The sequence below is a fragment of the Streptomyces sp. GL_140 genome (assembly GCF_057834465.1).
On record NZ_CM174404.1, the window covers coordinates 5,759,652 to 5,779,405 of the forward strand.

Genomic DNA, 19,754 nt, shown 5'->3' on the forward strand with positions numbered 1-19,754 from the left:
GAAGTTCGCCCTGTAAGGGTTAAGAGGATATCCAGTCTCCTACGGTTCCACCTCGTCCCCAACCCTGACCTGCCCCTGAGAACCGACCCGGGGATCCCCCGTAGTACCTCAGGCGTCCCTCTTCCTGAGGACGAGGTACCCGCCGAGCACGGCGGCGAGCACCCACAGGGCCATGATCCCGAAGCCGCCCCAGGCGCTGTAGGGCACCGGGTCGCTGCCCATCGCACCCGGAACCACCTGCATGATCTTCGAGCCGGCCTGGTCGGGGAAGTACTGGGCGACCTTCCGGGTCGCCGGGACCGCCCCGAGGATGTTCGAGACCAGGAGGAAGAACGGCATCAGGATGCCGAGCGAGAGCATCGAGCTGCGCAGCATGGTGGCCACGCCCATGGAGAACAGCGTGAGCATCGCCATGTAGAGACCGGCACCGATCACCGCGCGCAGCACGTTGGGCTCGTCGATGCCGATGCTGCGGTCGCCCAGGATCGCCTGTCCGACGAAGAAGGACGCGAAGCTGGTGATCAGGCCGACGACCAGCGCGAGCCCGGTGGCGACGAGCAGCTTGCCGGCGAGGAAGTGGCCGCGCCGCGGTACGGCGGCCAGCGAGGTGCGGATCATGCCCGAGCTGTACTCGGTGCCGACGACCAGCACGCCGAAGACGATCAGCGCGAGCTGGCCGAGGGACATGCCGGTGAAGCTGGCCAGGGTCGGGTCGAAGGTCGCCTGCTCCTGCGGGGGCATGTCCTTGAAGGACGAGCTGATGAACACGCAGAGCAGGGAGCTGATGCCGACCGTGACGAGGGCGGCGCTGGCCAGGGTCCAGGTGGTCGAGGCGACCGTGCGGATCTTGGTCCACTCGGACTGGAGGACGGCGGAGAAGGAGGACATGATCACTTACCGTCCTTGCGCTTCGCCTCGAAGCCGGCGCCCCACGCGGGTACGTCGGCCGGCCGGGCCGGGTTGTCGGCCGCCATGCCGGGAGCCGGCGCCCCCTGGGTCGCGTACCCCGGTGTCCCCGGCGAGTGGGCGTGGTACTCGACGGAGTCCGCCGTCATCCGCATGAACGCTTCTTCCAGTGAAGCCCGCTGCGGGCTGAGTTCGTGGAGCACGATCTGGTGCTGGGCCGCCAGCTCGCCGAGTTGCTCGGCACCCGCGCCGTCGATCTCCAGCGTGCCGGTGGCCGGGACGCTGATGGCGTCGATCCCGGCCTGGTGCAGCACGTCCTTCAGCCGTTCCTGCTGAGGAGAGCGCATGCGGACGTAACTGCGGGAGTTCTGCTGGATGAAATCGGCCATCGACAGGTCGGCGAGCAGCCTTCCCTGTCCGATGACGACCAAATGCTCCGCGGTCAGAGCCATTTCACTCATCAGGTGGGAGGAAACGAAGATCGTCCTTCCCTCGGACGCCAGCCCCTTCATAAGATTGCGGATCCAGAGAATTCCTTCCGGGTCCAGACCATTGACGGGTTCGTCGAACATCAGGATCTCCGGATCGCCGAGGAGTGCGGAGGCGATTCCCAGCCGCTGGCCCATCCCCAGCGAAAATCCTTTCGACTTCTTCTTCGCCACGGCCGTCAGGCCGACGAGGTCCAGCACCTCGGACACCCGGCTGCGCGGGATCCGGTTCGACTGGGCAAGGCAGAGCAGGTTGTTGTACGCGCTGCGGCCGCCGTTCATGGCCTTCGCGTCCAGCAGTGCCCCGATGTACTTCAGCGGCTCCGGCAGGTCCCGGTAGTGCTTCCCGTCGATCCGGACCGTACCGCTGGTCGGGTTGTCGAGGTCGAGCATCATGCGCATGGTCGTGGACTTCCCTGCCCCGTTGGGGCCGAGGAAGCCGGTCACCACCCCCGGTCTGACCTGGAAGCTGAGGTTGTCCACGGCGGTCTTCGCGCCGAATCGTTTGGTAAGGCCCTCAAGCTCGATCATTGGGCCACGCTAGAACGCCGAAGGGCCCCGCGCCACCTCTTGGAGGTGTCGCGGGGCCCTCGGGCCGTCGGACGTGAAACGACTAGCGGCTCTGCTGCGCCGGAACGCCGCGGGTGACCGGCTCGTCGTCGATCGGCGAAGCGGCGGCCGCGACGGCGGCGCCGGTCAGCGTGGCCAGCATCTCGCGGACGTTGGTCAGCTGCGCGTTGATCGAGTCGCGGCGGTTGGTGAGCGCCGCCAGCTCGCGCTCGGACTCGCTGCGGATCCGGTCGGCCTTGGCGTTGGCGTCGGCCACGATGTCCTCGGCCTGACGCTGCGCGGTCTCCACGGTCTGGCGGGCGCGGCGCTCGGCGTCCGTACGGAGCTTCTCGGCCTCCAGGCGCAGCTGCTCCGCGCGGTGCTCGATCTCCGCGAGGCGCTTCTCGGCCTTGGCCTGACGGCCGGCCAGGTCGCGCTCCGACTGCTCGCGGCGCTTGGCCAGGTTGGTCTCGAAGTCCGCGGCGGCCTGGGCGGCCTTGGCGCGGGTCTCCTCGAAGAGCGCGTCCGCCTCCTCGCGCTTGGAGGCCGCGTCCTTCTGGGCCTCGGCGCGCAGGGTGGAAGCGTCACCCTTGGCCTTCTCGACGATCCGGACACCCTCGTCCTCGGCCGTCGACTTCCGGTCCGCGGCGAACGACTCGGCGTCGTTGCGCACCTGCTGGGCGGCCGACTCGGCCAGCTCGCGGTGCTGCTCGGCGGCGCGACGGGCCTCCTCACGCAGGTCCTTCGCCTCCTCCTCGGCCAGGCGCAGGATCTTCTCGACCCGGGCACCGAGGCCGGCGTACGACGGCTCGGCGTCGCTCACCTGGGCCTGGGCGTTCTGCGTCTCGAGGTGCAGCTCCTCGATCCGCTTTTCCAGAGAGTTGATACGTCCTAGGGCGCTGTCACGGTCGGAGACCAGCTTGGTGATGCGGTCGTCCACCTGACCGCGATCGTAACCACGCCGCACGAGCTCGAAGCCGAAGGGGGAGGAAGTGTCGCTCATGGGGTTCCTGTCGAATGAGACGATGAGGTGCTACGTGAGGAGATGGATGTTAAGGGGAATCCTAGGCGCCCGGACGGCGTGTCATCGAGTCAATCCGCGTTTGATCTGGACAATGACACCCCTTTTGAGTGGCAAGGCGACAGAATGCTTGTCACTCGTTCGCCTGAACTTCTATCAGGAGCACACTTTCATGTGCGCTGACTAGCCGTCTGACGTCTTGCCACCCGAACGAGTCGAACCCGCTGCCGCACCGGCCTTCACGCCCCCCGCGCCCTGGCCGCCGACCCCGGGCTTCGCGCCACCCGAAGGCGCCTCGAATGATTCCAACGCCTCAAGAACGTCCTGGACACGGGAGATCTCCGCCTGAATGTCCTCGCGCCTGCGCACCAGGACCTCCAGCTCACGCCGGCCCTCGTCGACGAGCCGCTCGGCCTCCACCCTCGCCTCCGCGAGACGGCCCTCGGCCTCCCGCACCAGCTCCGCCTTCTTCTGCTCGGCCTCCTTGAGCAGGGCCTCCGCCTTGCGCACCGCGGCGATGCGGACCTTGCCCGCCTCGCTGCTCGCGTCCGACACCAGCGCCTTGGCCTTCGACTCGGCCTCCACGCTCTGCTCGGTCGCCGCCCGCACCAGCTTGTCCACGCGCTCGCCGGCCGACTTCATCTGCTCGGCCGACTCCCGGCGGGCCCGCTCGTGCAGCTCCTCGACCTCCGCCTCGACGCGGCCCCGCAGCTCCTCCGCCCGCTCCCTTATGGCCGAAGCATCGCTGCGCGCCCCGACCAGCAGCTCGTCGGCATCCGTACGGGACTTCTCCACCAGGGAGTTGCCCTCCACGGTCGCCTCGGAGGTGATCCGCGAGGCCTCCTTGCGCGCCGCGTCGACCATCGCGTCGGCCTGCTCCTCGGCCGCCGTCGTGGCGGCCAGGGCCTGCTTCTGCGCGTCCCCGATCAGCTTCTCGGCCTCCGAAGAGGCCTCCGTGATGAGCCGGTCCACCTGCGTCGCAGCTTCGCTGCGGCGCTTGTTGGCCTCCTCGCGGGCCTCGTCCAGCAGCCGCTCCGACTCCGAACGCGCCTCGCCGCGCACCCGCTCGGCGTGGGTCGCGGCCTCCGCCTTGACCCGCTCCGCCTCGGACCGGGTGCGGGTCGCGTGCTCCTGCGCCGAAGCCAGCGACTCCGAGGCCTCCGCACGCAGCCGCTCCGCCTCGTTCGAGGCCTCGCCGACCGTGCGCTCGTTGTCCTTGCGGGTCTGCTCGGTGAGCCGGTCCGCCTCCGCGACCGCCTCGCCGATCAGGTGGTCGGCCTGCTCGGCGGCCTCGGTACGGACCCTGCCCGCCTCGGCGCGCGCCTCGTCGAGCGTCTGCTCGGACTCCCGCTCGGCGCTCGCCAGCGTCTCGTTCGCCGCGACCGTGATGCGGTCCGCCTCGGCGGTGGCCTCGCCGATGATCCGGCCGCCGTCCGCACGGGCGTCGTCCAGGGTCCGCGCAGCCTCGGCCAGCAGCCGGTCGGCCTCGGCACGCGCCTCGCCGACCGTGGCCTCGTTCGCCACGCGCGTCTCGTCGACCAGCCGGTCGCCCTCGGTACGGGCGTCGACCAGCACCCGGGCCGCGTCCCGCTCGGCGCCCGCAAGGGTCTGCGCCGCCTGGTCCTTGAGCCGGCCCGCCTCGGCGCGCAGGGCCTCGGCGGCCGCCTCGGCCTCGCCGACCGTGACCGCGTTCGCCGCCCGGGTCTCCAGGGTGAGCTTCTCGGCCTCCGAAGACGCCTCGGTGATGAGCCGGTCCGCCTGCTCGGCGGCGTCCGTACGCAGCCGGTTGGCCTCGGCACGCGCCTCGTCCAGCGTGCCCGCGGCCTCGGCACGGGTGTCGTCCGCCGCCGAGAGCGCTGCCTCGGTGAGCCGGTCCGCCTCGGCCTGCGCCTCGCCGACCGTGACCGCGTTCGCGGCCTCGGCCTCGGCCGTCAGCCGCTCGGCCTCCGCCGTCGCCTCGGCGACGATGCGGCCGCCCTCGGCGCGCGAGGACTCCAGGGACTCCGCGGCCTCGCCGCGGATCCGGTTCGCGTCGTCCCGGGCGTCCGCCTTGGTACGGGCGGCATCGCGCTCGGAGGCGGCCAGCGCGTCCGTGGCCTCCGTACGCACCCGCTGGGCGTACTCCGCGGTGTCCGCGCGCAGCTGCTCGGCCTCGGCGATCGCGTCGCCCACGGTCCGCTCGGCCAGCGCCTTCGCCGCGTCCGTCTCGGTCCGCGCCTCGCTGCGGATCCGGTTCGCGTCCTCGGTGGCCCGCTCCCGCTCCGCGTACGCGTCGCTGCGGACCCGGTCGGCCTCCTCGCCGGCCTCCGTCCTCGTACGCTCCGCCGCGTGCTCGGCCGCGCTGCGCAGCCCCGCGATCTCCTCGTCGGCCTGCTCGTGCAGCCCGGCCACGGAGTCGCGCACCTGCTGGGCGGTGGCCTCGGCCGCCGCGACCACCTCGGACGCGCGGCGCTCGGCCTCCTCGGTCAGCCAGACCGCCTCGGCCTGGGCCTCCTCGGAACGCTTGCGGGCCTGGGCGAGGAGCTCCTCGCTCTCCTCCCGGGCCTGCGCCCGCTCGCTCTCCGCGTCGGTGCGCGCCGAAGCCAGGGTCTCCTCGGACTCCCGGCGACGCCGCGCCGCTTCCTCCTGGGCGGCGGAAAGGGCCTCGGCGGCCTCCTGCGCGACCCGCTCGGCGGCGGCCTTGGCCTCCGCGCGCAGCCGGTCGGCGGTCTCCTGCGCCTCGGAGCGCAGCCGCTCCGCCTCGGCCTCGGCCTCGCCGGTCAGCCGTGCCGCAGCGTGCTCGGCCTCGGCGCGGACCCGGCCGGCGTCGTCCGCCGCGTCCGTGCGCAGCTGGTCGGCCTCCGCCTCCGACTGCGTCTGCAGGGTGCGGATCCGGTCCGCGGCCTCCGCACGCAGCCGGTCGCTCTCCTCGGCGGTCTCCCTGCGGATGTTCTCCGCGGCCGCGCGGGCGTCGCGCAGGGTCTGCTCGGCCGTCGAGAGCCGCCCCTCGGCGTCCGCGTGGAGCCGTACGAGCTCCTCGTCGGCCTCGGCCCGCTTCGCGGCCAGCGCCTGCTCGGTCTCCTCGCGCCGCACGGCAGCCGCGGCGTCCGCCTCGGCCCGTACGGACTCCGCCTGCTCCTGGGCCTCCGCGCGCAGCCGCTCGGCCTCGGCGCGGGTGCGGTCCAGGGTCTCCTCGGCCTGCTTGCGCAGGGTGGTGGCCCGCTCCACGGCCTCGCCGCGGACCCGCTCGCTCTCGGCGTTCGCGCTGGCGCGCACCTCGTCGGCGTCGGCCCGGGACTTGCCCAGCAGCTCCTCGGCGGTGCGGGCCGCCTCCTCGATCTGCTGGATCGCCTCGCGGCGGGCCTCGCCGCGGATCCGCTCGCCCTCGGCGACGGCCTCCGCGCGCAGCTGCTCGGCCTCGCCGCGCAGCCGGCGGGCCTCCTCCTGGAGCTCGACCGTACGGGCCCGGTACTCCTCGGTGTCGTCCTTCGCCGCACCCTTGAGCTCATCGGCCGTGGTCGCGGCCTGGGCGCGCAGCCGCTCGGCCTCCGCCTCGGCCTCGCCGCGGATCCGCTCGGCCTCCTCGGACGCCGCCCGGGTGGTGGCGCGGGCGTCCTCCGAAGCCTTGTTCAGGACCTCCTCGGCGGTGCGGGCCGCCTTCGCCAGCTGGGCCGCGGCGTCCTCGGACGCCGCCGTACGGGCCTGCTCGCCGGCCTCGACGCGCAGCCGCTCGGCCTCGGCGCGGGCATCGGCGAGCGACTGCTCCGCCTCGCCCTTGAGGATCTCGGCTTCCTTGGTGGCCTCGCCGACCAGCCGGGCCACCTGCTCCTTGGCCGTCCGGGTGCGCTGCTCGTTGACGGATTCCGCAGAGGCCAGCTGGCGTGCGGCGCTCTCCTTGGCGTCGGCCAGCAGCTTCTCCGCGGAGGCACGTGCCTCCCGTAGGGCCGCGTCGGCCTCCTGGGTTCGCTGTTCGGCGACCCGGCCCAGGTCCATCGTCTGCTGGCGGGTCTGCTCGGCCTCGGCGCTGGTGGTCGAGCGCAGCCGCTCCGCGTGGTCGGTGGCCTCCTGGGCCTGCGCGGAGGCGGCGGTCAGCAGCCGCTCGGCCTCCTTGCGGGCGCGCAGCAGCGTCGCCTCGGCCTCGGCGCGAGAGGTTTCGTTGTCGGCGGCGAGCCGGCGGGTGGCCTCGGAGGCGAGCCGGGCGGCCTCGGCGCGCGCGGCGCCCAGGGTCTGCTCGGCCTCGGCGCGGGACTCGTCCATGAGCCGGCGGGCCTGCGACTCGGTCCGGGCGCGCAACTGCTCGGCCCACGCCACGTTCTCGTTGACGTGCGCTTCCACGGTCTGGCGGCGCTCGTTGAGCTCCTGGTCCAGGCGCTGGCGGCGGTTGACGGCCTCGGCGTGCAGCTCGGCCTGGAGGCGCGCCTGGTGCTCGGCGTGCTCCTGCAGGATGCGCTGGGTCTGCGCCCGTACGTCGCGCAGCTCACGCTCGGCGTCGGAGCGCATCTGGTCGGCCTGGATCTGGGCATTGCGGAGCAGCTGCTCCGCCTGATAGCCCATGTCCGCGCCGTCGTACGCGGGGCGGGACGCCAGATTCCGGCGTACCTCATGGAGCTTGGCGCGCAGCACCTCGACCTGGTAGCCCAGGTCCTCAGCGTGCTGGAAGGCCTTCCCACGCTCCTTCTTCAGCCGCTCCATCTCGGCTTCGAAGCGCGAGAGATGGTCGGCCTCGGCCTGATGGCTCTCCTGGCTTTCGTAGCCCCGCACAGCGCGGTCCCATCCGTCCCCTGGTCGCAAGCTCACTCCCAATCGAGCATCGTCCGCCCGCTGAACGACGCCCCCGGGGAATGGTGTCAGATACCGGGTCAGGCCCTACTGGCCCCGACCCTGTCTGCACCGAACCCCGGCCGAGCCAACAGCCACTGTACCGGCCGGGGAAACGGGGCATCAGTGCCCTTGTGCGGGAACCCCGGCGCGCCGACCCTGTGGGGGTTCGCTCTTCAGGTCCAAGGAGTGCTGATTTGCGATGTTCGAAGACATGTGTCCCGGCTGGAACGTACCGTCGTTGACGTGAAGCTCGTGGTGCAGGTCAAGCTGCTGCCGACGGCGCCGCAGGAGGCGGCGCTCGCAGCGACCCTGCGTGCCAAACGCGTCGCCGACAGGGCGAACCGGGTCTCGCGGGCCCGCTTCGCCTGCCGGTCCTGCGGATTCGTTGATCACGCAGACCGCAACGGCTCCCGCAACATCCGCGCACGCGCTGATGTTGTGGCACAGCGGGGCCCGGTCAACGGCCCCTGCCGTCCCGCACTCGCGGGTGGCTGGACGCGTGTGGCGCACCACAGCCGGTGATGCGCCCGTCACGCAAGCCCGTCAGTGAGGGGCAGTTGACTGCTCGGGGTTGCTGGTGACCAGTTCGGTGAGGACGCCGTGGCAGTCCTTGGGGTGGAGGAAGGTGATCTGGGAGCCCATCGAGCCCGTGCGGGGCTGGTCGTAGAGGACGCGGACGCCCTTGCCGCGGATGGCTTCGGAGTCGCCCAGGACGTCCGCGGTGCCGAAGGCGATGTGGTGGACGCCCTCGCCGTTCTTGGCCAGCCACTTGCCGACCGCGGAGTCCTCGCGGGTGGGTTCCAGGAGCTGGATGTACGAGGCTCCGCCGTCGTCCGTCCCGTTGATCTTGAGCATGGCCTCGCGGACGCCCTGCTCCTCGTTGACCTCGGAGTGGAACACCTCGAACCCGTAGGTGGCACGGTAGAACTCAACCGTCTTGTCCAGGTCGAAGCAGGCGATCCCGATGTGGTCGATTCTTGTCAGCATGGGGACAGTGCAGCGCTCCGGGAGGTGGTTACGCAACGTGCGCGCGATCACACTGACGGGCCGATGACGCCACGGGTACCGCTCAGTACATTCGGGTAAACCCTCGTTCACTCCTCATCTTCAAGGGGCTGTGCTCCATGTCCGGAACGAACAACACCACGTCAGTGATCGTCGCCGGGGCCCGCACGCCCATGGGACGGCTGCTCGGTTCGCTGAAGTCCTTCTCGGGCGCCGACCTCGGCGGCTTCGCCATCAAGTCCGCGCTGGAGCGGGCCGGGATCTCCGGCGACCAGGTCCAGTACGTGATCATGGGCCAGGTGCTCCAGGCCGGCGCGGGCCAGATCCCCGCGCGCCAGGCCGCCGTCAAGGCCGGAATCCCGATGAACGTGCCCGCGCTCACCATCAACAAGGTGTGCCTGTCGGGTCTCGACGCCATCGCCCTGGCCGACCAGCTCATCCGCGCCGGTGAGTTCGACATCGTGGTCGCGGGCGGCCAGGAGTCCATGACCAACGCCCCGCACCTGCTGCCGAAGTCCCGCGAGGGCTTCAAGTACGGCGCCATCGAGATGCTCGACGCGATGGCCTACGACGGCCTCACCGACGCCTTCGAGGGCATCCCGATGGGCCTGTCCACCGAGACGCACAACACCCGTCTGGGCATCGAGCGCGCCCCGCAGGACGAGTTCGCGGCCGCCTCCCACCAGCGCGCCGCCGCCGCGCAGAAGAACGGCGTCTTCGAGGCCGAGATCACCCCGGTCGAGATCCCGCAGCGCAAGGGCGACCCGGTCGTCTTCTCCGCGGACGAGGGCATCCGCCCCGAGACCACCGTGGAGTCCCTCGGCAAGCTGCGCCCGGCCTTCACCAAGGACGGCACCATCACCGCCGGCACCTCCTCGCAGATCAGCGACGGCGCCGCCGCCGTGGTCGTGATGAGCAAGGCCAAGGCGGAGGAGCTGGGCCTGGAGTGGCTCGCCGAGATCGGCGCCCACGGCAACGTGGCCGGTCCGGACAACTCGCTCCAGTCGCAGCCGTCCAACGCGATCCTGCACGCCCTGAAGAAGGAGGGCCTGGAGGTCGCCGACCTGGACCTGATCGAGATCAACGAGGCCTTCGCGGCGGTCGCCGTGCAGTCAATGAAGGACCTCGGTGTGACCCCGGAAAAGGTGAACGTCAACGGCGGCGCCATCGCCCTGGGACACCCGATCGGCATGTCCGGCGCCCGCGTGGTGCTGCACCTGGCGCTGGAGCTCAAGCGCCGCGGCGGCGGGGTCGGCGCGGCCGCGCTGTGCGGTGGCGGCGGGCAGGGCGACGCCCTGATCGTCCGCGTCGCCCCGTAGCCGAGGCCGTAGCCGAGGCCGTGGCCGAGGCCGCAGCCGCGGCCGGAGCCGCAGCACCCGTACCCGTACGAGAACCGAGGAGCGCAGCACCCATGACGGCGGCGGACGTCCCCCAGCTGGTGGCCCAGGCACGTGAGGGCCGGCCCAGAGCCGTGGCCCGGCTGATCTCGCTGGTCGAGGGGGCGTCCCCGCAGCTGCGGGAGGTGATGGCGGCGCTCGCGCCGCTCACCGGCAACGCGTACGTGGTCGGGCTGACGGGCTCGCCGGGCGTCGGCAAGTCCACGACCACCTCGGCGCTGGTCTCCGCGTACCGCCAGGCGGGCAAGCGGGTCGGCGTCCTCGCAGTCGACCCGTCCTCGCCGTTCTCCGGCGGCGCGCTGCTCGGCGACCGGGTGCGGATGTCGGACCACGCCTCCGACCCGGGGGTCTACATCCGGTCCATGGCCACCAGGGGCCACCTGGGCGGTCTCGCCTGGGCGGCCCCGCAGGCGATCCGGGTGCTGGACGCGGCCGGCTGCGAGGTGATCCTGGTCGAGACGGTCGGGGTCGGGCAGTCGGAGGTGGAGATCGCCGCCCAGGCGGACACCTCGGTGGTGCTGCTGGCCCCCGGGATGGGCGACGGGATCCAGGCCGCGAAGGCGGGGATCCTGGAGATCGGCGACGTCTACGTGGTGAACAAGGCCGACCGGGACGGAGCGGACGCCACCGCCCGGGAGCTGAACCACATGCTCGGCCTGGGGGAGTCCCGGGGCAAGGGCGACTGGCGGCCGCCCATCGTCAAGACGGTCGCGGCCCGCGGCACGGGCATCGACGAGCTGGTCGAGGCCCTGGAGAAGCACCGGGCCTGGATGGACGAGCGCGGGGTGCTGGCGGAGCGCCGCACGGCGCGGGCGGCGCGCGAGGTCGAGACGATCGCGATCACCGCGCTACGGGCCCGCCTGGCCGATCTGCACGGCAACGCCCGGCTCGACGCCCTGGCGGCGCGGGTGGCCGCGGGCGGGCTCGACCCGTACGCGGCGGCGGACGCGTTGCTGGCGTCCTTGACGGAAACGGATGCGGAGCCGACGGGCCGGTCATAGACTGGCGAACGCCCGGAATGCCCAACGCAGGGAGGTTTCATGGCGAAGCGCGGCAACAAGAAGCGAGCCCGCAAGAAGAAGAAGGCGAACCACGGCAAGCGTCCCAACTCTTGACCGTCCCGCCGCAGTACTGACCACATGCGCAAGCCGCACTCCGTCCACGGAGTGCGGCTTGCGCATGTCCTGTTCTATTTCCTGTTCTAGTTGTTCCCGTCGCCGCCGTCGCTGTTGTTGCCGGAGTCGTTGTTCGAGTCCGAGTTGGACGTGGTGGCCTTGCCCGACGTGGGGTCGACGTGCACGTTCGTCGTGCGGCCGCCGGATTTGATCTCCACGTCCCAGTAGCGGTGCTGACTGCCGTTGTCGTTGTCGTCGCTGTCCCAGCTCACCGACCAGACCGTGCCGGGGTAGGCGGCGAGGGCGGCCTTGATGGCCTGCTGGGCGTTGTACTTCGCGGCGACCAGGCCGGCGTACTCGTTGCCGTTGTCCCCGTTCTGCTCGGTGTTCCCTACCGTGGCCGAGCCGCTGGTCCCGTCGACGATCACCTCGGCGTAGCCGCCGTTCTTGCCGATGACGTTGACGTGCCAGATCGAGCCGTCCTTGTCGAGGGACTCGATGGTGCCGGGGTACTTCTGCAGGGCCGCCGAGGCGGCCCCGTCGGCGTCCGTCCCGGCCCGCAGGAGCGCGGAGGCGGCGGCGGGGCCGGTTCTCGCCGCATCGGCGGTGGATGCGGCGGCGGCCGCGACCGGGCCCCCGACCAGCAGGACCACGGCCGCGGCCGACGAGACGTACAGCGTGCGGTTGTGCGTGCGCTTCATGGCTTGGACCTCCTCAGGCCGGCCAGAGCGCTTACGGTTGCTCGGCGAGCGGCCGGCGAGCGAGCGTTACCAACCATTCTCCGGGGCGCCGCCGAGGACCGCGCGTTTGCGAGGTCAGGCGCCGGTCAGGCCTTGCCGCGGTCCGCCCGCAGGTGCTCGGCGACCGGCCCGAGGGACGCGCGTAGAGCCGCGAGAGCGTCCGGCGGGAGCAGGTCGATGAAGTGCCGGCGGACGGACGCCACGTGGTGCGGGGCGACCTTGCGCATGGTCTCCATGCCCTCCGGCGTGAGGACGGCGTACAGCCCGCGACGGTCGGACTCGCAGTTCATGCGGCGGACCAGGCCCGCCGATTCCATGCGGGTGATCTGGTGGGAGAGCCTGCTCTTGGACTGGAGGGTCGACGTCGCGAGGTCGCTCATCCGCATCCGGTGGCCTTCGGACTCCGAGAGGTTCACGAGGATCTCGTAGTCGTTGTTGGTGAGGCCGAAGGGCTGGAGATCCTTTTCCAGCTGGTGCATCAGCAGTCTGCTGACGTCCAGGTGGGTGCGCCAGGCGCACTGCTCGGCGTCGTTCAGCCACCTGGTGGCCGGCTCGGTCTCGATGGTCTCCATGAAAGAACTCTACCTAAGAAGTTGAATTGCGTACAAAGATGACGAGGGGTGCAGCTGGGGGTGGGCGAGGGCTACAGGCCGAAGCGCCGCTGGAGATCGCCCAGCTGTCCGGGCATCCGGGGCACGCCCAGCTGCCCGAGCGGACCCTGGCCGGCCCCCGGAACGCCCTGCTGGTTGCCCGAGGCCGCCCCGGCGCCCACGGCGCCGATCGCCTGCTCGGCCATCAGCATCTCCGAGGACTGCATGAGCACCGTTCCGGCCCCGACGAACTCGAACTGGTGCTCCTCGCCCGAGGAGCCCCCGATGCCCGTCAGCGAGCGCAGGCCGCCGATCACGCCCGACATGTACCCGTGGTCGTAGTGGTGGCAGGGGGAGGGGCAGTCCGCCCACCCCACCAGCGCCTGCGGGTCCACGCGCAGCGGCGGTTCCATGAACACCACCGGTCCGTTTGACGCCGCCACGAACTTCCCGGTTCCGATCAGGGTGAGAAAACCCGGGACGATCGACTGCTTCAGCGCGAGGGTGGGCTGGTAGGCGAGCAGGTTGCCCGACCGGATGGTCAGGTTTCCGTTGTCCAGGTCGTACGAGTTCACGTCGAAGGCCCGGTCGGCGAGCAGCATCTTGCCCTGGCCCTCGGCCACCACCCAGTCACTGGCGTGCAGCGGCGAGTGGAAGCTGGTGCGCAGCAGCCGGTCGAAGCGGCCGTGGCCGATGCCGTTGAACTCGATGCGCCCGTAGTACGAGATCATCTTGCCCTTCTGCAGGAACCACTGGCTCCCCTTGAGCTCCACGCAGAAGGTGTAGGCGTTGACGTTGTCGTCGGACGGCAGGGTGTGCGGGTCGTAGACCGTCGGACCTCCGGGGCCGCCGGTCACTGGGCCAAAGTTCACAGCTTCTCCTCCGAGGCCTGTACGTACACCGCGCCCTGGCCGGACAGTTCCAGCTGGAACGCCTCGCCCGAGCCGCGCCCGACCATGTCCCGCCAGCCCAGCGCGGTGGAGAGCTTGTTGCGGACGTCGCCGTGGTGGGCGACGTAGGCCTGCGGGTCCACGTGGATCGGCCGCTGCGGGGTGATCGGGAGTTCGATGACCCCGCCGTGGGCCATCACGGCCGCCGAGCCGTGGCCCTTGAGGGTGGTGGTGAACAGGCCCTGGCCGGTCACCTGGCCGCGCACCATGCCCATGACGCCGCCCTGCGAGCCCATGAACATCGTGCCCTGCTGGAGGGTGCCGTCGAAGGCCAGGAGCCGGTCCGCCTCCACGTAGAGGGTCTCGCCGGTCAGGCTGATCACCTGGATGTGGTGGCCGCCGTGGCCGAACATCACGGTGCCGCTGCCCTCGACGCTCATCAGCGGGGTCTGCTCGTTCGCCACGCGGCGTCCGATCATGCCCATCACGCCGCCCTGGCCGCCGGTCAGGCTCGGTGTGAAGGAGACCTCGCCGCGGTAGGCGAGCATCGCGCCGCGCTGGCTGTACATCTTCTGCCCCGGCACGACCTGGGCCTCGACCACTTTGGAGTTGATCTCGCGGAACGGCATCAGATGTCGCCCCCGATGGTGTTGCGCTCGCTGGGCTGCACGTAGACCAGGCCCTCGCCCTCGAATCGGATCTGGAAGGCCTCGCCCGAGCCCTCGCCGATCAGGGTGCGGAAGTTGATCCCCGACTGGAAGGACTGCTGGAGGTTCCCGGTGTGCGCCACGTACGCCCCCGGGTCGACGGAGAGCGGGTACTGGGAGCTGACGCGCAGCACCACCGCCGGGCCGTCGGAGGTGATCGCCGCCTGCCCGTTGCCCTCGACGGTCGTGGTGAACAGGCCGTTGCCCGTCGTCGCACCGCGCAGGCCGGTGAAGGTGGTGCCGGTGCGCAGGCCGGCGTCGGTGCACAGGAGGTTGCTGGATTCGACGTAGAGCTTCTCGCCGCGCAGATTGACCAGATTGATCTCACTCGCCCGGTCGGCGAAGAAGCAGGTGCCGTGACCCTGCACTTCCATCACGGTCATCTGCTCGCCGGTGAGCCGCCGGGTCACCATGCCGCGGAGGCCTTCGCCGCCGCCGGTCATCTTCTTGAAGGCCATCTGGCCGTCGTACGCGACCATGGCGCCGTTTTTCGCTTTGACGGCGTCACCGGTCAGGTCGACGGCGAGCACCTTGCTGCCTTGGAGTCTGAACTGAGCCACGGGAAGACGTTATCGGCAGTGGGCGGGGCCGAACAGGGTCCGTTGGTCGATATCGGCCGGGAATAGCCTGTTCCGTCGGGAAAGCGGCGTCCGACCGGCCCCCGGGGCAAGATCGCCCAGGGTGGCTGAGACACTGGGACGGACCCCCGGCCTCCACCCCGAAGGTTCCACGTGGACATCAAGACCGCCTCCGCCCTGCACCGGCTGCGCCTCATCTCCGTACCCGAAGCGCTGTCGTTCCCGGCCCTGCTGATCTTCGGCTCGGTGCTGAGCCGGATCTCGGACATCGACTACCTGATGATGCCGCTCGGCATCCTCCACGGGATCCTGTTCGTGATCTACGCGGTGTTCCTGCTGGACGTGTGGAACAAGGCGAAGTGGCCGCTGAAGAAGGTCGCGCTGTTCTTCCTGCTGGCGCTGGTGCCCTTCGGCGGGCTCTACGGCGACCGGCTGCTCAAGCGCGACGAGTCGGCGAGCGTGCTCGCGGCCCGTGCCCGTGAGGCGGCCCGCGCATGATGATCGCCTTCTCGGTGACCCCGCTGGGCGTCGGCGAAGAGGTCGGCGAGTACGTGGCCGACGCCGTCCGCGTCGTACGGGAGTCCGGGCTGCCGAATCGTACGGACGCCATGTTCACCACCATCGAAGGTGAGTGGGACGAGGTGATGGACGTGGTGAAGCGTGCGGTGGAGGCCGTTGAGGCGCGCGCGCCCCGGGTCTCCTTCATCCTCAAGGCCGACATCCGCCCCGGTGTGACCGACGGGATGACCTCCAAGATGGAGACCATCGAGCGGCACCTCGCCCAGGGCTGACCCGCCCCCTTCCTCCGCTCTTTCTCTCTTCCTTGCATGACAGCGCCCCCGGCCCCGCGGCCGGGGGCGCTGTCGTTTCCCGGGTTTGAGCGGTCGCTCAAACCCATGCCCGAAAGGTATTGAGCGACCGCTCAAACTCCGCTAACTTTCGGTTTGAGCGATCGCTCAAACCGCGAGAAGGGGGTGCCTGCCTTGGGCCTGTACGTCGAGACGGTCATCCGCACCGGGATGGCCCGGCTCTGGGACCGGAGCCAGGAACCCGACCAGCACCAGCGCTGGGACCTGCGGTTCACCTCCATCACCTACCTGCCGCGGGCCACCGAGGACGAGCCGCAGCGCTTCCGCTACGCGACGCGCCTGCTGCCCTTCCTCTCCGTCGACGGCACCGGGATCTCCGCCGGGGAGCGCCGGCGTGCCGACGGCACCCGGGTCTCCGCCCTGCGCTTCTCCTCGCACCACCCGCTCTCGCTGCTCGCCGAGGGCAGCGGCTACTGGCGCTACGTCCCCGACCCGGACGGCGGCCCCGGCATCCGCTTCCTGACCGGCTACGACTACCGGCCCCGCTGGGGCCGCTTCGGCGCCCTCGCCGACCGGATGGTCTTCCGGCCGCTCATGGGCTGGGCCACCGCCTGGTCCTTCGACCGGCTGCGGCTCTGGTGCGAGCGCGGAACCACCCCGGGCCGCGCCCTCGTCCGGGCCCTCGCCGAGAGCGCCGTCCGGATCCTGGCCACCGTCGCCGCCCTCGCGTACGCGCCCCTCGCGGCCGGCCTCGCCGTCGGCCTCCTCGCCCTGCTGCTCCCACCCCTCCCCGGCACCCCCGCGGCCCGCCGCTGCCTGCGCACCCCGCCCGGCCGGGTCCCCGCCGCCGAGCCCCGCCTCCTCGCCACCCTCCCCACCCAGGAGCCGTCATGACCTCGATGTTCCACGCCCACATGGGCGCCGCCTTCGACCGCCTGCACCCGCAGCTCCAGCGCCGCTTCTCCGTCGGCCTGGACAGCGGGGAGGCCTGTGTCGGACGCGGCACGATGGACCGGATCTGGCACGGCGGCGCGCACGTCAAGCCGTTCCTGCGGCTCGGCGGGATGCGCAACATCCTGGTCCCGCGCGAGGGCACGGACGTGCCCTTCGTCATAGAGAACTTCCCCTACCTCGACTCCTTCGGCCGCGAGACGGTCACCTTCGTGCGGACCTTCCAGCTGCCCGGCGGGCCCCACCGGTTCGACGCCACGATGGTCCACAGCCCCGAGCGCGGCAGCATCCTCGACTACCTGGGCACCCACCAGCACCTCGCCAGCGACCTCCACATGAGCGCCGAGCCGGACGGCTCCCTGCTCATCCGCTCCGGCGAACACCGCTTCCGCGAAGGCCCCGTCGACGTCCGCGTCCCCGACTTCATCGGCGGCGACGCCGAGGTCCGCGAGTCCTTCGACGATGCCACCGGCCGCTTCCGGATCCGGGTGCGGGTGGTCAACCGCCGCTTCGGCCCGCTCTTCGGGTACGAGGGCTCCTTCGCCGCCGAGTACGTGGACGTCCGCGACCACGAGCTCCGGCCGGGCCTGCGCCCCGTCCGCGAGGAGGTCCGCGCGTGAGCGCCGCCAGCGAAGCCACCCGGCACAAGCTCCTCGACGGGGCCCTGCGCACCCTGATCGAGCAGGGCATCGGCAAGACCTCGGCGCGCACCATCGCCACCACCGCCGGGGTCAACCAGGGGCTGATCTTCTACCACTTCGGCTCCGTCGAGGAACTCCTCTCCGCCGCCTGTGTCTTCGGCGCCGAGCAGCGGGTGGCCCGCTACCGCGAGCGGTTCGCGGAGCTCGGCTCCCTCGCCGAACTGCTCGCCTTCGCCCGGCAGATGCACACCGAGGAGCGGGGCACCGGGCACGTGGCGGTCCTCGGGCAGCTGCTGGCCGCCGGGCAGGCCCAGCCCGCCCTCGCGGCCGCCACCGCCGCCGGGCTCGGGCTGTGGGTCGCGGAGCTGGAGTCGGTGCTCACCCGGCTGCTGGCGGCCTCCCCGCTCGCCGGGTTCGCCGACCCGGCCGGGCTGGCGCGCGCCGCAGCCGCCTCCTTCGTCGGCATCGAGCTCTACGAGGGGGTCGACCCGGAGGGGGCCGGGCGGGCCCTGGACTCCCTGGAGCAGCTCGCCGGACTGGCGCAGACCCTGGAGGAGCTGGGGCCGCTGAGTCAGCGGGCCGTGCGCCACGGGCTGCGCAAGGGCGCCCGCCGCTGAGGGTTCCGGGGCACGGGTACCCGTACGGCGGTCGGGGCGTTCGGGGTCCGACGGCCGCGCGGGTACCCGTACGGCCCTGTGCGGACCCCGCACGTCAGAACCGTCCGCTCGGCCGAATCCAGTTCGACACGCCCGGGAATCTCCCCTTTCGTTGGGATATCAACCTCGGTTTCGAGCACTGGAGGAACCGTGCGGCCGGAAGGCTTCGACTACGAGACCCACAGCCGTCTCGCCGGCCCGTTCGAGGAGCCGGATCCCACCGCCGCCTACCGCGTCACCTACCGCTCGCTGCTCTCGCGCGAGGAGCTGCGGACCCGAATACGGGCCGTCGCCCTCATGACGCTCGCCCCCCTCGCCGCCGCCGGTCTGCTCCTCTACCTCGTCTGGCCCACGCACTGGACCGTCCGCGAGGGCGGCGAGCGCTGGCTGGTCCGCCTCGACTCCGTGATGCTCGGCTCCATCGCCCTGATCATGCTCTTCATGCTGGTCAACGTGGTCTCGATCGCCCACGCCACGATGGTCGCCCGCGACCCCGTACCGGTCCCCGCAGAACCCGGCACCCGGGTCGCCTTCCTCACCACCTATGTGCCCGGCAAGGAACCCCTCGCGATGGCGGCGGCCACCCTGCGCGGGGCCGTGCTCATCCGCCACGCGGGACCGCTCGACGTCTGGCTCCTCGACGAGGGCGACGATCCCGGGGCCAGGGCCCTGTGCGCGGAGCTCGGCGTGCGCCACTTCACCCGCAGGGGCGTGGCCGAGTGGAACACCGCGAAGGGCGTCCACCGGGCGCGGACCAAGCACGGCAACTACAACGCCTGGCTGGCCCGGCACGGCGACGACTACGACTACTTCGCCTCCGTGGACACCGACCACGTACCGCTCCCCAACTACCTGGAGCGGATGCTCGGCTTCTTCCGGGACCCCGACACCGCCTTCGTCGTCGGCCCGCAGGTCTACGGCAACTACACCGCCGCGGTCACCAAGGCCGCCGAATCCCAGCAGTACCTCTTCCACGCCCTGATCCAGCGCGCGGGCAACCGCTACGGCGCCCCCATGTTCGTCGGCACCAACAACGCCGTGCGCGTCAGCGCCCTGAAACAGGTCGGCGGGCTCTGCGACTCCATCACCGAGGACATGGCCACCGGCTTCGAGCTGCACCGCCGCCGCAACCCCGCCACCGGGCGGTTCTGGCGGTCCGTGTACACCCCCGACGTACTGGCCGTGGGGGAGGGCCCGACCTCCTGGACCGACTTCTTCACCCAGCAGCTGCGCTGGTCCCGGGGTACCTACGAGACCCTCCTGCGGCAGTACTGGCGGGGCTGCTTCCGGATGCCCCCGGGCCGCTGGCTCAACTACACGCTGATGCTCGTCTATTACCCGATGACGGCCGTCAACTGGATGCTCGGCGTCCTCAGTTGTGTCCTGTTCCTGTGGTTCGGTGCCTCCGGCACCCAGGTCTCCTCCGAGGTCTGGCTGATGCTCTACGCCGACGCCGCCGCCCTCCAGGTCGGTCTGTACCTGTGGAACCGCCGCCACAACGTCTCACCCCACGAACCCGCCGGCTCGGGCGGCCTGGCCGGCATGGCGATGTCCGCGATCTGCGCCCCCGTCTACCTCCAGTCCCTCGGCTCGGCCGTGCTGCGCACCAAGGGCCGCTTCGTCGTCACCCCCAAGGGCGGCGACGCCAGCCCCGACCGGCCGGGTACCTTCCGGATCCACCTCTTCTGGGCCGCCGTCCTCGCCGTCTCGCTCGCGGCCTCCGTGCGCTACGGGCACACGCACGCGGCCATGCGCGTCTGGGCGGTGCTCGCCCTGGCCGTCGCCCTCGCCCCGCTGGTGGTGTGGGGCGCCACCGCCGTACGGGGCCGCCGCGGGGACTCCGCGCCGGGCGGGGAGCCGGGGCCGGGGCGGGGCGAGGAGCCGGCGCTCGCGACGACCGGAGGGAACTGA

General features: G+C 71.3%; 20 protein-coding genes. 10 read left to right on the plus strand and 10 right to left on the minus strand.

The features are described from left to right. Positions 1-108: 108 nt before the first annotated feature. From AC3IYJ_RS26755 to scy, 4 genes are all read right to left on the minus strand, one after another. A complete protein-coding gene (locus AC3IYJ_RS26755) occupies positions 109-888 on the minus strand; it encodes an ABC transporter permease (protein ID WP_489397271.1) in 780 nt (259 codons plus the stop codon). A gap of 2 nt (positions 889-890) precedes the next feature. Further along, entirely contained in the window at positions 891-1,925 is a 1,035-nt protein-coding gene (locus tag AC3IYJ_RS26760; RefSeq protein WP_489397272.1) for an ABC transporter ATP-binding protein, read from the minus strand. Between the two features lie 82 nt (positions 1,926-2,007). Then, a complete protein-coding gene (locus AC3IYJ_RS26765) occupies positions 2,008-2,946 on the minus strand; it encodes a coiled-coil domain-containing protein (RefSeq protein ID WP_384658720.1) in 939 nt (312 codons plus the stop codon). Positions 2,947-3,147: 201 nt separating this feature from the next. Next, on the minus strand, positions 3,148-7,704 hold the full coding sequence (gene scy, locus AC3IYJ_RS26770) for a polarized growth protein Scy (protein WP_489397273.1): 4,557 nt from the start codon (positions 7,702-7,704) through the stop codon (positions 3,148-3,150). 303 nt (positions 7,705-8,007) lie between these two features. Here scy and AC3IYJ_RS26775 point away from each other — a divergent pair, with 303 nt between their 5' ends. Then, positions 8,008-8,286, plus strand: a complete 279-nt coding sequence (locus AC3IYJ_RS26775) for a hypothetical protein (RefSeq protein ID WP_489397274.1) — start codon at positions 8,008-8,010, stop codon at positions 8,284-8,286. 21 nt (positions 8,287-8,307) lie between these two features. Here AC3IYJ_RS26775 and mce read toward each other — a convergent pair whose 3' ends face one another. Beyond that, positions 8,308-8,751 carry a methylmalonyl-CoA epimerase gene (mce, locus tag AC3IYJ_RS26780; RefSeq protein ID WP_489397275.1) on the minus strand — a complete coding sequence of 148 codons (444 nt, stop codon included), beginning with the start codon at positions 8,749-8,751 and terminating at the stop codon, positions 8,308-8,310. A 137-nt stretch (positions 8,752-8,888) separates the two neighbouring features. On the opposite strand from mce, the gene AC3IYJ_RS26785 reads away from it, so the two are divergent. The 3 genes from AC3IYJ_RS26785 (at position 8,889) to AC3IYJ_RS26795 (ending at position 11,281) form a co-directional block, all read left to right on the plus strand. Next, positions 8,889-10,088, plus strand: coding sequence for an acetyl-CoA C-acetyltransferase (locus AC3IYJ_RS26785; protein ID WP_489397276.1), 1,200 nt, complete (start codon positions 8,889-8,891; stop codon positions 10,086-10,088). A gap of 92 nt (positions 10,089-10,180) precedes the next feature. Beyond that, a complete protein-coding gene (gene meaB, locus AC3IYJ_RS26790) occupies positions 10,181-11,167 on the plus strand; it encodes a methylmalonyl Co-A mutase-associated GTPase MeaB (RefSeq protein ID WP_489397277.1) in 987 nt (328 codons plus the stop codon). A gap of 39 nt (positions 11,168-11,206) precedes the next feature. Further along, positions 11,207-11,281 (plus strand): 50S ribosomal protein bL37, encoded by a 75-nt coding sequence (locus tag AC3IYJ_RS26795; RefSeq protein ID WP_383947182.1) that lies wholly within the window; start codon positions 11,207-11,209, stop codon positions 11,279-11,281. A gap of 86 nt (positions 11,282-11,367) precedes the next feature. Here AC3IYJ_RS26795 and AC3IYJ_RS26800 read toward each other — a convergent pair whose 3' ends face one another. The 5 genes from AC3IYJ_RS26800 to AC3IYJ_RS26820 form a co-directional block, all read right to left on the minus strand. After that, a complete protein-coding gene (locus AC3IYJ_RS26800; RefSeq protein WP_489397278.1) occupies positions 11,368-11,982 on the minus strand; it encodes a PepSY domain-containing protein in 615 nt (204 codons plus the stop codon). A 125-nt stretch (positions 11,983-12,107) separates the two neighbouring features. Further along, complete coding sequence (locus tag AC3IYJ_RS26805) at positions 12,108-12,584, minus strand: MarR family winged helix-turn-helix transcriptional regulator (protein WP_489402940.1); 477 nt, start codon at positions 12,582-12,584, stop codon at positions 12,108-12,110. 80 nt (positions 12,585-12,664) lie between these two features. Beyond that, positions 12,665-13,468 (minus strand): AIM24 family protein, encoded by an 804-nt coding sequence (locus AC3IYJ_RS26810; protein ID WP_489402941.1) that lies wholly within the window; start codon positions 13,466-13,468, stop codon positions 12,665-12,667. Between the two features lie 11 nt (positions 13,469-13,479). Then, positions 13,480-14,130 carry an AIM24 family protein gene (locus AC3IYJ_RS26815; protein WP_489397279.1) on the minus strand — a complete coding sequence of 217 codons (651 nt, stop codon included), beginning with the start codon at positions 14,128-14,130 and terminating at the stop codon, positions 13,480-13,482. Further along, a complete protein-coding gene (locus AC3IYJ_RS26820; RefSeq protein ID WP_489397280.1) occupies positions 14,130-14,768 on the minus strand; it encodes an AIM24 family protein in 639 nt (212 codons plus the stop codon). Before AC3IYJ_RS26820 ends, AC3IYJ_RS26815 begins: the two co-directional genes overlap by 1 nt. A 171-nt stretch (positions 14,769-14,939) precedes the next feature. Here AC3IYJ_RS26820 and AC3IYJ_RS26825 point away from each other — a divergent pair, with 171 nt between their 5' ends. The 6 genes from AC3IYJ_RS26825 to AC3IYJ_RS26850 all read left to right on the plus strand — a co-directional run bounded on the left by AC3IYJ_RS26825 (position 14,940) and on the right by AC3IYJ_RS26850 (position 19,754). Continuing rightward, the gene (locus tag AC3IYJ_RS26825) at positions 14,940-15,284 is read left to right on the plus strand and encodes a DUF3817 domain-containing protein (protein WP_489397281.1); all 345 of its coding nucleotides are present in this window, start codon (positions 14,940-14,942) and stop codon (positions 15,282-15,284) included. After that, positions 15,281-15,577 (plus strand): MTH1187 family thiamine-binding protein, encoded by a 297-nt coding sequence (locus tag AC3IYJ_RS26830; protein ID WP_371617955.1) that lies wholly within the window; start codon positions 15,281-15,283, stop codon positions 15,575-15,577. The genes AC3IYJ_RS26825 and AC3IYJ_RS26830 overlap by 4 nt, the downstream gene beginning before the upstream one ends. A gap of 192 nt (positions 15,578-15,769) precedes the next feature. Beyond that, on the plus strand, positions 15,770-16,489 hold the full coding sequence (locus AC3IYJ_RS26835; protein WP_489397282.1) for a hypothetical protein: 720 nt from the start codon (positions 15,770-15,772) through the stop codon (positions 16,487-16,489). Next, on the plus strand, positions 16,486-17,166 hold the full coding sequence (locus AC3IYJ_RS26840; RefSeq protein WP_489397283.1) for a DUF4166 domain-containing protein: 681 nt from the start codon (positions 16,486-16,488) through the stop codon (positions 17,164-17,166). The genes AC3IYJ_RS26835 and AC3IYJ_RS26840 overlap by 4 nt, the downstream gene beginning before the upstream one ends. Continuing rightward, on the plus strand, positions 17,163-17,804 hold the full coding sequence (locus tag AC3IYJ_RS26845; RefSeq protein ID WP_489397284.1) for a TetR/AcrR family transcriptional regulator: 642 nt from the start codon (positions 17,163-17,165) through the stop codon (positions 17,802-17,804). Before AC3IYJ_RS26840 ends, AC3IYJ_RS26845 begins: the two co-directional genes overlap by 4 nt. A 189-nt stretch (positions 17,805-17,993) precedes the next feature. Further along, positions 17,994-19,754: a glycosyltransferase family 2 protein gene (locus tag AC3IYJ_RS26850; protein WP_489397285.1), complete on the plus strand. Its 1,761-nt coding sequence runs from the start codon at positions 17,994-17,996 to the stop codon at positions 19,752-19,754.

What these genes read in the sequence shown, in the direction of transcription:
- AC3IYJ_RS26755 (WP_489397271.1), bottom strand. Translation starts at nt 888, where the DNA reads ATGTCCTCCTTCTCCGCCGTCCTCCAGTCCGAGTGGACCAAGATCCGC.
- AC3IYJ_RS26760 (WP_489397272.1), bottom strand. Translation starts at nt 1,925, where the DNA reads ATGATCGAGCTTGAGGGCCTTACCAAACGATTCGGCGCGAAGACCGCC.
- AC3IYJ_RS26765 (WP_384658720.1), bottom strand. Translation starts at nt 2,946, where the DNA reads ATGAGCGACACTTCCTCCCCCTTCGGCTTCGAGCTCGTGCGGCGTGGT.
- mce (WP_489397275.1), bottom strand. Translation starts at nt 8,751, where the DNA reads ATGCTGACAAGAATCGACCACATCGGGATCGCCTGCTTCGACCTGGAC.
- AC3IYJ_RS26785 (WP_489397276.1), top strand. Translation starts at nt 8,889, where the DNA reads ATGTCCGGAACGAACAACACCACGTCAGTGATCGTCGCCGGGGCCCGC.
- meaB (WP_489397277.1), top strand. Translation starts at nt 10,181, where the DNA reads ATGACGGCGGCGGACGTCCCCCAGCTGGTGGCCCAGGCACGTGAGGGC.
- AC3IYJ_RS26800 (WP_489397278.1), bottom strand. Translation starts at nt 11,982, where the DNA reads ATGAAGCGCACGCACAACCGCACGCTGTACGTCTCGTCGGCCGCGGCC.
- AC3IYJ_RS26815 (WP_489397279.1), bottom strand. Translation starts at nt 14,130, where the DNA reads ATGCCGTTCCGCGAGATCAACTCCAAAGTGGTCGAGGCCCAGGTCGTG.
- AC3IYJ_RS26830 (WP_371617955.1), top strand. Translation starts at nt 15,281, where the DNA reads ATGATGATCGCCTTCTCGGTGACCCCGCTGGGCGTCGGCGAAGAGGTC.
- AC3IYJ_RS26840 (WP_489397283.1), top strand. Translation starts at nt 16,486, where the DNA reads ATGACCTCGATGTTCCACGCCCACATGGGCGCCGCCTTCGACCGCCTG.